Consider the following 13,641-nt stretch of genomic DNA (forward strand, 5'->3'; position numbering starts at 1 on the left):
ATACGACCGTAACTCCTTTGTTTAAAAGATAAGCGGGCACCACGATGCCCGCTCTAAATTTACTTCTTGAGGTGGTCGACCAAATGCTTTGCACTGTCTCCGTCGCCAAATGCCGGCTCATAAGCGGATGTGTACTCGCTATTGACTGCTTCCAAAATCTTCTTCGTGTCAGAACCAACTAAGATGTTTCCTTTGTTCTGAACCGTTTCAATCCATTCTGTTTCTTCTCGCAGTGTCACACAAGGGATTTGCAGGAAGTAAGCTTCCTTCTGCACTCCGCCTGAGTCTGTAAGAATTTTCTCTGCTTCACTTTCTAGACGAAGCATATCAAGGTACCCAACCGGCTCAATGACTTTAAGGTTCGGTACGTCCTCAAGATTAATGCCGTAGCCCTCAAGCTTATGCTTTGTACGAGGGTGAATTGGCCAGACAAGCGTCTTGTCAATTTGCTTGAACGCATCCAGAATGTTTTGCATTTTCTCTGGGAAGTCCGTATTTTCTGCACGGTGCAGAGTCACAAGGTGATAGCCTTTGCTCTCTAAGCTGTGCTGTTCAAGGATTTTGGAATCTGTGGCAAGCTTTTGGTTATACATAACAGCATCATACATCACATCGCCAACGTTGAAGACGTTATGTGTAACATTCTCGTTTTTCAGGTTCTGAATCGCTGTATCTGTCGGGCAGAACAGGTACTCAGATACGTGATCGGTCATAATACGGTTTACTTCCTCCGGCATTTTTTTATTGAAAGAGCGAAGTCCCGCTTCAATATGGATAACCGGAATATGCATTTTGGATGCCGCAAGAGCACCAGCTAACGTTGAATTCGTATCACCGTAAACAAGAACGTAAGCAGGCTCTTCCTTCACTAATACCTCTTCAATTGCCGCTAGCATTTCACCAGTTTGTTTTCCGTGAGAGCTAGAACCGACGTTCAGATGATAATCCGGCTTCGGAATATTCAACTCATCGAAAAAGATGTCTGACATGTTTTTATCATAATGCTGTCCCGTATGGACAATAATTTCGTCAAAGGATTTGCGAAGCTCTCTGGATACAGGAGCTGCTTTAATAAATTGAGGTCTCGCCCCGATAATTGTTACAACCTTCAAGCTGCTTCCTCCGTTCTTCCCTTTTTACGCAGAGTCAGTAAAACTCCGCCGTTAGTAAGCAAGAAAAATGCCCAAGGCACAAGTACAAGCCAAACGCTTAAGTCTGAGAAATCCAATATGTACTGGATGGCTGCGATGGAAATGATGCTTGTGATGAACATGAAAATCAGTTTGCCTACCGGTGTTGGCACGTGGTAGGTCTTTTGGCTTTTTATGAAAATGGCAGCGCATGCGTAGCCGTACGATAGGGTGAGGGCTAATGCGGCACCCCATAATCCCATAATCGGGATTAAGACTACGTTTAGTATTAGGCTAATTATGGCTGCTATACCAAATTGAATGGATATTGGTTTCGTTTCTTTTTTTATAAAAAGGCCTACAGAGATGATCAGGTAGTAAAAGTTAAGGAATGATCCTAAACTTAAAAGCGGTACATACACACTTGCCGGATGGAATTCTGTATTTGAAATCATCCATTTAAATATAGCAGGAATAAATGTGGCAATTCCCATCAATCCGAACATTCCAATGGCAAAGATGATAATGTATACACTGCCGAAAATTTTCTTTGCATCCGGTTTATCCTTAATTGACATAGAGTATGGCCTCCAAGCCATTTGAACTCCTGTTGTCAATAATGTGATAACCGTTGCAAATTTCACTGCGGTACCAAAGAGTCCAGCAGCACCGGGACCGTCAAATCCAGTCAGAATAAGCTTGTTAGATGCTGAAATCAACCAAAATGACAAAGATGCCGGTACTAAAGGAGCCGCATAAATCAATATTTCCTTCATTAACTTCTTATCAAATCTAAAGGTAATAAGATTTTTAAATTGCGGGAGCAAGAATACAATAATGATGCTTGCCGCTGCTATTCTCCCGAACATAATCATATCTACATTCTGTTCCCAATATCTGAGAAACAGATAAGAGAAAAGCGCAACCATACCTAAACGGGCCACAGTAGATATGACAACCCGCCAGGTTAAAAACTCGAATCTAAAGTAGGTCAATACTAAAGTAATTAGCGATTCCAGTAAAAGAACAATAAAAGCGAGCTGCACCGTTTTTTCATATCCCGTAGCTTGTGCGACTAGCAAAGATACTTGCGAACCTATAACGACAGACAGCAAATATAATATAAAAGCAACAGCAAAACGGAATAAGAGAACATTTCTTACATAATCCATTTTCCTGCTCTCATGTTTTTTTTCAAAAAAATAAAAGGCAAGAGCAGAATCCGTTCCGAATATAACCAAGAATGTCATTAAATTGGTTACAGCATCTATATTTTCAAAAACCCCATATTCAGCAGCATCGAGATACCGTGTGTAAACAGAAATCATTAAAAACGCTACCAGCTTAGTCCCAACATTCATTAAAGCATAAAGGAGGGCATCCCCTCCAAAACGCTTGAGTTGCTTTAGCAAGTTACAGCAGCTCCCTCTTATCTACCGGTCTGAGGAATTTTGCAGGGAGTCCTTTGACGACGGTTTCGGCTTCTGTGTCTTTTGTAACTAGAGCGCCGGCTGCGACGAAGGTTTCTTCTGCGACTGTGATGCCTGGCAGTATGATGGAGGCACCGCCTACGCGGGCTCCTTTTTTAACGGTAGCGCCTTTGATTTTGTCAAAGCGCTCTTCTGTGCGTCCCATGAAGTTGTCATTCGTTGTGGTTACGCATGGTGCGATGAAGACAAAGTCTTCAAGCTCTGTATAAGCGGTAATGTATGAGTTCGATTGAATTTTCACACGGCGGCCGATTTTGACGTGGTTTTCAACGGTTACGCCGCGGCCGACGATGCATTCATCTCCGATTACTACATTTTCACGAACACTTGCAAGGTCCGCAACCAGGGTGGAATGGCCGATTTTTGCACCCGCGTAAAGAACTGCGTTGCTTCCGATCGTCACATTGTCGCCTAGTTCAAGCGGCGCCATTGCACTCGTTAGTTTAACTGTGCTTGTTTTCCCCGGAGTTGGCTGCTTGCCGATTACTGCTCCATCGGCAATGCGTACGCCGTCTCCAACAACCGTTCCTGCGTAAATGGTCACGTGGTTTCCAATGGAAACATTTTTCCCAATCAGAACGCCTTCCTCAATCACATTAAAGTGGCCAAGTACAACGGAATCATCCAATTTCACCGAGTTGTTGATTACATTCATCGAACAACGCTCCCTCTTACAGTTTTGTATAGTTAGCAGGCTTGTTCTCTACATGTTTCATCGCATTGCGCGTGTCAAATAGGGAACGGCTGTGTTTTCCGATCATTTCATAATCAAACGTGCTGTGATCTGTTGTCAGAAGAACCAGATCCGATTCTTCAAGCAAGCCTTCCGTCATTGGAACCGTTTCTACTACTCCTCCGCGAAGCTTGAAAGAAGTAACAAATGGATCCACGACTCTTACATCAGCACCCTCTTCAAATAGGGAGTCTAGGATGTGGAGAACTGGAGATTCACGAACATCGTCGATATCTTTTTTGTATGCTACACCAAGAACGGTTATTTTTGCACCGCGCATAGCTTTTCCGTCTCTGTTCAATAGACGCATGCTGCGCTCTACTACGTGCTCAGGCATTGCGTTGTTGATCTCGCCTGCAAGCTCGATTAGACGAGTGTGGTAATTATATTCACGTGCTTTCCAAGTCAGGTAGAATGGATCGATTGGAATACAGTGTCCGCCAAGACCAGGTCCCGGATAGAAAGCCATAAATCCGTAAGGCTTTGTTTTTGCTGCATCAATCACTTCCCATACATCGATGCCCATACGTTCGCAAAGGATCGCCATTTCATTCGCAAGAGCGATATTGATGTGGCGGAACGTGTTTTCAAAGATTTTCTCCATTTCAGCAACAGCCGGACTGGAAACTTCAAATACTTCCCCTTCAAGAACGTGACGGTAAAGGGAAGAAGCCACTTTCGTACAGTTCGCTGTAATTCCGCCAACTACTTTAGGCGTATTTTTCGTTTTGAATTCTTTATTACCCGGATCCACACGCTCTGGAGAATACGCTACGAAAATATCTTCTCCAATTACATAGCCTTTATTTTCAAAAGCCGGGACAACGATTTCTTCTGTTGTTCCAGGGTACGTTGTTGATTCAAGAACAACAAGCATTCCTTTATGTGCAAAATTTGCAATTGCGTTAGAAGAGCTTTCTACATAAGAAGTATCCGGCTGCTGATGGTGGTCAAGCGGTGTTGGAACACAGATTGCCACTGCATCTACATCCTGAATTCTTGAGTAGTCTGTTGTCGCTTCAAGAAGGCCGTTTGCAATGATTTCCTTCAGGTCTTCGTTTACAACGTCGCCGATGTAGTTGTTACCGTCGTTTACCATGTCAACGCGGGATTGCTGTACATCAAAGCCGATTACTTTATAGCCGGCTTTCGCTTTTTCAACCGCAAGCGGAAGTCCTACATAACCTAATCCAACGACACCAATCGTTGCATTTTTTGATTCTATTTTCGAAAGCAACTCATCAATATGAGCTCCCATAGTCGTTCATCTCCTTAGAATATCTCACTCTTATTTCGTTACTGCTGGTTTTGAAAGAAACACTTTTTTGCCTGTTTCGGCAGACTCTAAAATCGCATTGATCAGCTGAATTGGAGCATGTCCGTCAAGACCTGTGACGATTGGGTCGCGGTCTTCCTTAACCGCTGCCGCCATATCCTCAATGATCCACTGATGTCCAGGCTTTCCGAACGGATCCGCTTCAATTTCCTTCATAGCGGATTCACGGTCTTCATCCGTTTCCCCTTCAAAATCCCACGTCTCAATAAAGTTCGCATTGCGTCCGCTGATTTTGGCGCTGCCTGTCTCTCCAAATATCGCCAATGATTCTTCAAGGTTCTTCGGATAAATCGTTGTAGCTGCTTCAATGACTCCAAGAGCTCCAGATTCAAACTCTACCACACTGACAGCCAAGTCTTCGGTTTCGATTTTACGGAAACGTGTAGTCGCCATAGCCTGTACACTTTTCACAGGTCCCATGAACCATAGAAGCAAATCGAGATTATGAATCGCCTGGTTCATCAGAACGCCGCCGTCAAATTTCTTTGTACCGCGCCATGGAGCCTGATCATAATACTCCTGACCGCGGTTCCATCTTACGGTTGCGTTCGCATGGCTGAATTTCCCGAACTTGCCTGCATCCATCTGCTCGCGAAGCTTCCGGATCGCCGGACGGAAACGGTTTGGATGGACAACGGAAAGCTTCACACCGTTTTTCGCTGCCGCTTCCATGATTTTCTCGCTGTCATCATCTTTTAGCGCCATCGGCTTTTCAACGACAATATGCTTCCCGTAAGACGCCACAAGGGACGCAAGCGGCTCATGCAGTCCGGATGGAGTACAGATGTTCACGACATCCAGGCCTTCCTGCTCCTTCAGCATTTGCTCAAGATCGGTATACGTGTTGACTTTGCCTTCGTATTCAGCAAGGCGGTCCGGATTGGTATCACAAACCGCAATCAGGTTAGCCCCGTCTGCATCCTCAATCGCCTGGATGTGTTTTTTCGCAATGAAACCCATTCCTACTACTGCAAAATTAACCATGAATCTCCGCTCTCCTTGCATCACCTATATATTTCGCCAGCATCAGGCCAAGCAATGTTAAGAACAAGCCCAAAATAAAACCGACGATAGCATTAGCTTTTGCGTTGTTGTCTTGTTTTGCTACTTCTTTGCTTTGCATAATAGGTTTTTCAAATTGTAAGATATCATTTTTCATACCCTGAATTGAATCATCGTAGTCAGAGATTAGCTTTTCTTCTTTAGCAATGGCATCAGAAAGGGTAGTCAGCTCTTCGCTATTCAAATTATCAAAGTCCGTTTGCAGCTTGTCAGACATTACTACGTATGACTTCTCAACTGATTTAAGTCGATCCTCATAGGTTGCTAATTTGTTCTCAGTTAAACCTAATCGGGAGTTATATTCATTTTTTAATTCTCCAATATACTCTGCAGATGCTTTGTTCAACAGGTTTTCCACTGAAGCTTTATCCTTGCCCTTTACGGAAAATTCCACCTTGGACTGTCCCAAAACTTCAATCTTAAGCTTTCCACCGTACTTTTCCTGATAAACCGATTCAATCAGCTCCGGATCCGTTAAATAATCTGATTTTAAAGTAGCGGTAAAGAAATTCGCTTTTCCTTCATACCCCTTGCTCACCGCAATGGATAATCCATAAGCAAGAATCGCAGCCACAACGGGAATTCCAACAATGAGCCATTTCTTTTTCCAAAAATACATTAAGTATTCATAAAGATAGTCACGTTTTTCCATGCGTTAACTCCTTGTGAGATAGTAAATGCGGTTAGCCTATACAAACAAACAAGCCCCTTTTACCGGTAGGATTTCCCGGTAAAAGGCGACTTATAGCGTTTTAGTTATAAAATTTTTCGATGCACTCGACTACGTAAGTTTGCTGTTCTTCGGTAAGCTCTGGGAACATTGGAAGGGAAATTGCTTCTCTTGCAGCCTTATCGGACTCAGGGAAGTCTCCTTCTTTGTAGCCAAGCTCTGCGAATACAGGCTGAACATTCAATGGCAGCGGATAGTAGATCATCGTTGCCACGCCTTGCTCTTTCAAGTACGCTTGAAGCTCATCACGGCGCTCAACACGGATTGTGTACTGGTGGAACACGTGATGGCGGTCGCTTACCTCGATTGGTGTAACGACTTTATCCTGAAGCTTGTTCTTAAGAAGTGCTGTGTAGATATCTGCACGTGCACGGCGCTTTTCGCTCCACTCATTTAGATGAGGGAATTTAACGTTCAATACAGCAGCCTGCATTTCATCAAGACGGCTGTTATATCCCAGCACGTGGTGGTAATATTTCGGCTTGCTTCCGTGAACGCGGATGACGCTCATTTTTTCAGCAAGGTCCTCATGCTTCGTCACGATCATACCCGCATCCCCGTAAGCACCAAGGTTTTTCGTCGGGAAGAAGCTGTATGTAGCCGTATGGCCATACTCCCCTGTGTGCTTTCCTTTATAAGTGGCACCGATCGCCTGAGCTGCATCTTCTACAACAAAAATGCCGTGCTTGTCCGCAATTTCCATAATGCGGTCCATTTCAGCCATTTGTCCGTATAGGTGAACAGGGATAATCGCTTTTGTTTTAGGAGTGATTTTCTCTTCAATCAGCTCCGGGTTAATATTGAATGTTACCGGATCAATATCAACGAATACAGGAGTTGCTCCGCAGCGGGCAATGGCTCCAGCTGTTGCGAAGAACGTAAACGGAGTCGTGATGACTTCATCACCAGCCGTTACGCCGCATGCCTGCAAAGAAATATGTATAGCGTCACTGCCGTTGGCTACGCCTACTGCATATGGTACGTTACTGAATTCAGCTACGTCAGTCTCCAATTTTTTCACATTGCTTCCCAGGATAAAACGTGTAGATGTCATCACGTCATCCAGTGCTTTCAGCATTTCGTCCCGCAAATTGGAATATTGTTCGGAAAGATCTAACATAGGCACTTTCATACAGTATCTTCTCCTTAGCATCATCTAATTTTCAGTACCGGCTATCGCTGCTTTAATACCAGCAATCAGGGCGGTCTGTTTTTTTTCATACTTTCTCATTTTAGCATAATGGGGCAGGTTTTTGTCAGAGAGAGGCGAACGTCATACAATTGTTAAAGCTGTATTATGTTTAACATGACCTTGTTTCATTCTGCTTACTCCTGTCACGCATTTTTGCCGGCAGAAACGACCTTTTTCTCCCTTTGTCAAATAGATAAATTTCCACCTAGTACACAATATCACATGTGCCTTGAAATTAAAACAGTTCATAGCAGGGTTGAGAACCTTTCCAATGCATTTTTTTCAAATAAAACCAAAGAATTTCAGGGATTATGTTATAATGTGCATGTTTAATAGGAAGAGAATCGATAAACTGCAAAAAAATGCAGGAGAAAAATCGACCCTCAGACAACACAGTCTGAAAGGAAACTTCAAAGTGGGAGCGCGTCTAAGATGTCAATTATTTATGAAAAGTACATGGAGCTCAGATCAAAAAATCAAATAAAGAAGCTTCATAAGATAGTAGAAAAAATCAATGCCCTGGAAGATACGTACAAAGGATTGACCGATGATCAGCTGCGTATGAAAACCTCCGCCCTCAAAGAATCCCTCCAAAACGGAAAATCGATGGAAGATATCCGTCCCCATGCATTTGCTTTGGTTAGAGAAGCGGCTAAACGCACAATTAAACAGCGCCACTATGACGTTCAGCTAATCGGCGGACTCGTGCTATCCGAAGGAAACATCTCACAAATGCAGACAGGTGAAGGGAAAACCCTAGTCGCCTCTCTTCCAAGCTTTCTTTTCGCTCTTCATGGAAAAGGTGTTCACGTCATTACTTCAAACGAATACCTTGCGAAGCGCGACTTTGAACTAATTGGACAAATCCACCGATTTCTCGGTCTTGAAGTGGGCTTAAACCTGTCCGAAATGGATACAGAAGAAAAGAAGCAGGCCTACCAGTGTGATATTACGTACGGAACAGGAAATGAATTCGGATTCGATTACCTGCGTGATCACATGGTCAATCAGCCTTCCGAAAAAGTTCAAAGAGGACAAGCTTTTGCCATTCTCGATGAGATTGACAGCATTTTGATTGATGAAGCAAGAACACCACTCATCATCGCGAACAAATCCGGTGCTTCTATCGAGCTTTTTGAAATTACTTCCATGATCGTCAAGTCCTTCAAAAAAGGCGAAGAAATTGAAGTTGACCTCCCTTCCCGCCAGGTTCATTTAACGGAGAAAGGGATTGAACGCATTGAAAAGACGTTTGGAGTCGATAACCTTTATTCATCCGATCATCAGGTTCTCTTCCATTATATAAATCAGTCCCTCCAGGCTGAATTTATCCTTCGCCGCGATGTAGATTACATCGTGAAGGAAGGAAAAATTGAGCTGGTTGATGCCTTCACCGGACGTGTAATGGACGGCCGAAACTTGAGCCACGGGCTTCATCAGGCAATTGAAGCAAAAGAAGGTCTTGAAATTAATGAAGAAAATGTCACTCAGGCAACGGTTACCGTTCAGAACTATTTCAGAATGTATTCCATTCTTTCCGGAATGACCGGAAGTGCGATTCCTGCCCAAAAAGAGTTTATGGATATCTACTATCTGGATGTTGTTGAAATCCCAACCAACCGTCCAAAACGCCGTAAAGACGAGCCTGATCTTATCTATCAGACACTGAACCAAAAATATAAACGGATTGCTGATGAAGTGAAACACATAAGTGAGACAGGTCGGCCTGTGCTTATTGGAACAACCTCCATTCACCAGTCTGAGATGCTTTCCGCCTATCTAAAGAAGGCAAATGTCACTCACCAGCTGCTTAATGCCAAAACAGAAGAACAGGAAGCCAAACTGATTGCTATGGCTGGACAGCAAGGCCAGGTAACCATATCCACGAACATGGCTGGCCGGGGAACAGATATCCTGCTCGGTGAGGGAGTTGCCAAGCTCGGCGGACTCCACATTATTGGTACGGAACGACATGAAAGCGAGCGTGTGGATATGCAGCTCCGCGGACGTGCAGGCCGTCAGGGTGATCCAGGTTCCTCTCAGTTTATTGTGTCACTCGAGGATGACCTCTTGAATCAATACGATGATGAAGAACTGGAAAAGTGGCTTAAAAAGATGAAGGCCGATGAAACCGGTCTAGTCATAAGCCCTGATCCACGCAAGTTTATGGATAAAGTACAGGAAACCATTGAAAATCAGCATTTCTCAGGACGCGTTCATTTGCTGAAGCTTGAAGACCACCTCGATCAGCAGCGAAAGGCGATTTACGGGATTCGGAACACCCTGCTTGACAGTGAGGAGCTTTCCTCCTCCCTAATCGAGCAGTTCAGAACCGTTTACCAGGAGACACTGGATGAGCTGTGCCCTCCTAATAAAACACCAGAGGAGTGGGATACCCCTGCCCTTTACATGAAGCTTCAATCCCTCTTCCCTCTCTCCACTGATGCCGCCTCACTGGCAGGAAGAGAACGTGAAGACATCGAGGACATGCTTGAAAAAGATGTAAATGCGTATCTATTAGGACTAAGCAAAGTAGATGAAGACGAAAGCATTGCCCAGCAAGCAAGAAGCTTTTCCCTTTCCCTGCTCGATCAGGCATGGATTGCCCATCTTGATGTCATGGATGAGCTGAAGGAAGGCATCCACCTCCGCTCGTATGGACAAGAGGATCCGTATCGCCTGTTCCAGCTTGAGTCTCACCATTCCTTTGAGGAAATGCTGAAGGAATACCGCCATGCTTTATTTGCAAAAATCCAATTCATCCTGCCTAACACTCAGGAAATGGAGGGAATTCAATCATGACAACCAGCACAGCGGACCAAACCGCCCTTTCCTTCCACCCTTCCTGGGAGGTAAGCAAGCAGGAGGTTTATGTTTATCAATATCACCTTCTTCAGCTCGACCCGCTTGAAGAGAGCCAGCTCTCTATCTCAGGTCTAAAGCTTGAAGCATACGATGACTTCTTTTCTATTACTTCTTTTATAAGAAGCACAGTCAGCAAACCTCTTCAATTCGAAATGCTGCAGCTCCTTCTATTGGATGAAAATCAGGAAGTCGTTGCCCGCGAGACATTTGATATGGAGCATTTTGGAGAACTCCCTCCAAACACAGCGCGTCCATGGAGATTCCTTTTCGGCATGGACACCCTGCTGGAAGGAAAAGAAATCCCGGCCGGCAGCTGGACGATTGCGTTCGAGCTGAAAAAGAAAAACGAACACGTCCTTGACCTTGATCCATCCTGGAAAGAAGGGCTCACACCTGAGCAGACAAAGCACCTTGAACAAATGGTGCTGGACTTGCCGCCGATGGGAGCGAACGAACTGAACATGATGGGACTCGAGGCCGCCCTCAGTCCGGCAGGCGATTTAAAAATATCCCTGCTGATCCGGAACGGCAGCCTGAATAACGTAAAACTCGAGCAAATCCCTCTAACCGTTGAAGATGCTGCCGGCGACATCGTAGCAAACGGTCTGTTTAAAACCGAAGGCCTCGAAGTTAAAGGCAACACAAGCAAGCCTTGGAGCTTTGTTTTCCCGAAAGATATTATTAGAAAAGAAAATCCCGATTTCTCCAGCTGGCGCGTTTACCCGCCGCAGGGGTGAGAATTGGTCTGGCAGCAGGAATCCTTTTGAAGGGTTCCTGTTTTTTTGTTGTGGGTGCTGGGATTTGGTTTGCTGAGTGGAGGGTATATTCTATTTCGTTTACAAGGTGTGCAGTTGCACTGACCCTCCATACTTTAAAGCAACGGGGGCCAGAGGTTAAAACCTGCAATCTTTTGCGGGACAAGGGCTTAGCAGGAACAGGGACGGAGGTTTAGTTCTTTAGCATAGTGGGGGTCAGTGCATTACACTGACCCCCATTGCACTAAAGGAGCGGGGGATGGAGGACAAAGCCGCCGTACCCTTGATATAAGCGAGCCACCGGAATGCGGGGACGGAGATTTAATGCTTTAGCGGGGCGGGGGTCAGTGCATACCCCAAATGTAAAACAAAAACCCCAAAGCCCATCTCAGGCTCTGGAGTTTCAAAAATTAAGACGCTTTCCGTCTCTGTCTCATGCTGTAATCGCGCACCCAAATCGGGATTCTCATCATAAGGCTGATAAGAAGGACGATGAGGACGAGGACAGCGGCGGATTTGTCTGCAATTTGGGCAGCATCTTCCACCAGTGCTTCGGACTGTACGTACCATAGGTGGACAGGCAGCGTTCCCCCTTGTGAGAGCGGATTGAAGTCCCACATGACACCTGATGTACCGGTTCCTCCAGCAAGCAGGATAACAGCGGATTCTCCGAAAGCACGGCAGGCGGCTAAACTGACTCCTGTTAAGATCCCTGAAAGAGCAGCAGGAATGACCACTTTTACAATGGTAGTAGATTTCGTTGCACCCATGGCGAGAGATGCTTCACGCAGCTCCGCAGGGACAGAGGTAATAGACTCTTCTGTTACCCTTGTGATAACAGGAAGGTTTAAAAGGGATAGCGCAATTCCCGCTCCTAAAATCGTTAGACCGATGTCAAAGATATCAACGAAGAGCACATATCCAAAAAGGCCGAAAACAATGGATGGAACGGAGGCTAAGCTTTCAACACATGTTCGAATAAATTCGGTCACTCGATTGGCAGGTGCATATTCAGCAAGATAAATTCCGGCTCCGACTCCGATCGGCAAGGAAATAACCATTGCGATGATCAGTACGTAAATGGAGTTGAACAGGAAGGGTCCGACTCCTCCCCCAGCCAAAATCTCATCCGGCAAGTTCACTAGGAAATCCGGTCTTAAAATCGGAAGACCCTTTGCTAAAATGGTGTAAAGCAGCCACGCGATTGTTAGGACAATGACACCCGCTACTCCCCAAAGAATACCGGTCAGAACGCTGTCCATCATGTATCGGGACTTTTTCTTCGGAAACTGAATTCTTTCCTTCGTCATGGTTAAGCCCCCTTCGTTCTGATTCTGCGGATAACCAGAATCATGATAGTTGAAATGATCAGCAGCAGGAAGGCCATCATATAAAGGGCGTTGTTCCAGGCAGAACCAAATTCGACATCAATAATTTGGTTGACAATCGTTGTCGTTAATACGGCAGTTGGCGTGTACAAATCCGTCGGAAGCTGTGCCGTATTTCCGATAACCATAACAACCGCCATCGTCTCTCCGATGGCTCTTGCCATTCCAAGAATAATCGCCGTCAGAATGCCCGGGCTTGCTGCAGGCAGGATTACGCGGAATATGGTTTGCAGTCGCGTGCTGCCCATCGCATAACTCGCTTCTCTTAGTTCGGTCGGAACCGCGGCAATCGCATCATCACTGATTCGAGTAATTGTCGGAAGTACCATTAAAGTAAGAACAATGGCAGCTGCAAGAAGACCATCTCCGACTAACGCACCTGTTGCACTTCGGATGAAGGGTACAAGGATCGTCAACCCAAGATATCCATAAACGATTGACGGAATTCCGACAAGCAAATCAAGCAGGGGGCGGAGTATTCTTTTAAGCCAGTCCGGCGCCACTTCTACTGTAAAGATTGCTAATGCCAGAGAGATAGGTGCTGCAAATACAAGGGTTAATGCAGTTAAAGACAATGTGCCGAGAATGAAAACTGCGGCTCCGTATTTCTCTGCGTAAGGATCCCATGTAAAAGAAAAGAAAAACTCCATCGGAGACACGTCATTAAATACCTGCAGACCTGTTTTTCCAATGAATAAAATGATTGAGAATAGAACAACACCGAGTAACAGTGCGCTGCCCAATGTATAAACGTAGAACGCTCTGTTTTTAGCATAACTTGATTTTTTAATAACGGCCTTTTCGCTAATTTCCGCAGGCGGCGTCATGATATCCTGTTCGATCTTCGCCATTTTGGTGATCCTCCATGATTATGCAAAGCCAGCCCTAATAGAGCTGGCTTCTACTATTTGAAAGGGAGATAAAGAGTTTTTCAGCTGGAATAGCTGACGGACATAAGCG

At 45.0% G+C, this 13,641-nt stretch carries 11 protein-coding genes; 2 read left to right on the forward strand and 9 right to left on the reverse strand.

Annotated features, from left to right (window positions below):
- Positions 1-59: 59 nt before the first annotated feature.
- The 7 genes from wecB to WCV65_RS18910 form a co-directional block, all read right to left on the reverse strand.
- Positions 60-1,112: a UDP-N-acetylglucosamine 2-epimerase (non-hydrolyzing) gene (gene wecB, locus WCV65_RS18880; RefSeq protein WP_338778644.1), complete on the reverse strand. Its 1,053-nt coding sequence runs from the start codon at positions 1,110-1,112 to the stop codon at positions 60-62.
- The gene (locus tag WCV65_RS18885; RefSeq protein WP_338778645.1) at positions 1,109-2,542 is read right to left on the reverse strand and encodes an oligosaccharide flippase family protein; all 1,434 of its coding nucleotides are present in this window, start codon (positions 2,540-2,542) and stop codon (positions 1,109-1,111) included. Before WCV65_RS18885 ends, wecB begins: the two co-directional genes overlap by 4 nt.
- Position 2,543: 1 nt before the next feature.
- Positions 2,544-3,275 (reverse strand): DapH/DapD/GlmU-related protein, encoded by a 732-nt coding sequence (locus tag WCV65_RS18890; RefSeq protein WP_338778647.1) that lies wholly within the window; start codon positions 3,273-3,275, stop codon positions 2,544-2,546.
- A gap of 16 nt (positions 3,276-3,291) precedes the next feature.
- Positions 3,292-4,611, reverse strand: a complete 1,320-nt coding sequence (locus WCV65_RS18895; protein ID WP_035404827.1) for a nucleotide sugar dehydrogenase — start codon at positions 4,609-4,611, stop codon at positions 3,292-3,294.
- 30 nt (positions 4,612-4,641) lie between these two features.
- A complete protein-coding gene (locus tag WCV65_RS18900) occupies positions 4,642-5,673 on the reverse strand; it encodes a Gfo/Idh/MocA family oxidoreductase (protein ID WP_338778649.1) in 1,032 nt (343 codons plus the stop codon).
- Complete coding sequence (locus tag WCV65_RS18905) at positions 5,666-6,403, reverse strand: hypothetical protein (protein ID WP_338778650.1); 738 nt, start codon at positions 6,401-6,403, stop codon at positions 5,666-5,668. The genes WCV65_RS18900 and WCV65_RS18905 overlap by 8 nt, the downstream gene beginning before the upstream one ends.
- A gap of 100 nt (positions 6,404-6,503) precedes the next feature.
- Entirely contained in the window at positions 6,504-7,613 is a 1,110-nt protein-coding gene (locus tag WCV65_RS18910; RefSeq protein ID WP_338778651.1) for a DegT/DnrJ/EryC1/StrS family aminotransferase, read from the reverse strand.
- Between the two features lie 492 nt (positions 7,614-8,105).
- On the opposite strand from WCV65_RS18910, the gene secA2 reads away from it, so the two are divergent.
- Positions 8,106-10,475, forward strand: coding sequence for an accessory Sec system translocase SecA2 (gene secA2, locus WCV65_RS18915; protein ID WP_338778652.1), 2,370 nt, complete (start codon positions 8,106-8,108; stop codon positions 10,473-10,475).
- Positions 10,472-11,275, forward strand: coding sequence for an accessory Sec system S-layer assembly protein (locus tag WCV65_RS18920; RefSeq protein ID WP_338778653.1), 804 nt, complete (start codon positions 10,472-10,474; stop codon positions 11,273-11,275). The genes secA2 and WCV65_RS18920 overlap by 4 nt, the downstream gene beginning before the upstream one ends.
- 428 nt (positions 11,276-11,703) lie before the next feature.
- Here WCV65_RS18920 and pstA read toward each other — a convergent pair whose 3' ends face one another.
- Together pstA and pstC are read right to left on the reverse strand one after the other, a co-directional pair.
- A complete protein-coding gene (gene pstA, locus WCV65_RS18925; protein ID WP_051860525.1) occupies positions 11,704-12,603 on the reverse strand; it encodes a phosphate ABC transporter permease PstA in 900 nt (299 codons plus the stop codon).
- Between the two features lie 2 nt (positions 12,604-12,605).
- Positions 12,606-13,532: a phosphate ABC transporter permease subunit PstC gene (pstC, locus tag WCV65_RS18930; protein WP_338778656.1), complete on the reverse strand. Its 927-nt coding sequence runs from the start codon at positions 13,530-13,532 to the stop codon at positions 12,606-12,608.
- Between the last annotated feature and the right edge of the window lie 109 nt (positions 13,533-13,641).

It is taken from the genome of Metabacillus sp. FJAT-52054 (assembly GCF_037201815.1).
GTDB lineage: Bacteria > Bacillota > Bacilli > Bacillales > Bacillaceae > Metabacillus_B > Metabacillus_B sediminis.

Coding starts and splice junctions, on each gene's coding strand:
- WCV65_RS18890 (WP_338778647.1), bottom strand. CDS start 3,275: ATGAATGTAATCAACAACTCGGTGAAATTGGATGATTCCGTTGTACTT.
- WCV65_RS18895 (WP_035404827.1), bottom strand. CDS start 4,611: ATGGGAGCTCATATTGATGAGTTGCTTTCGAAAATAGAATCAAAAAAT.
- WCV65_RS18900 (WP_338778649.1), bottom strand. CDS start 5,673: ATGGTTAATTTTGCAGTAGTAGGAATGGGTTTCATTGCGAAAAAACAC.
- WCV65_RS18905 (WP_338778650.1), bottom strand. CDS start 6,403: ATGGAAAAACGTGACTATCTTTATGAATACTTAATGTATTTTTGGAAA.
- WCV65_RS18910 (WP_338778651.1), bottom strand. CDS start 7,613: ATGAAAGTGCCTATGTTAGATCTTTCCGAACAATATTCCAATTTGCGG.
- secA2 (WP_338778652.1), top strand. CDS start 8,106: ATGTCAATTATTTATGAAAAGTACATGGAGCTCAGATCAAAAAATCAA.
- WCV65_RS18920 (WP_338778653.1), top strand. CDS start 10,472: ATGACAACCAGCACAGCGGACCAAACCGCCCTTTCCTTCCACCCTTCC.
- pstA (WP_051860525.1), bottom strand. CDS start 12,603: ATGACGAAGGAAAGAATTCAGTTTCCGAAGAAAAAGTCCCGATACATG.
- pstC (WP_338778656.1), bottom strand. CDS start 13,532: ATGGCGAAGATCGAACAGGATATCATGACGCCGCCTGCGGAAATTAGC.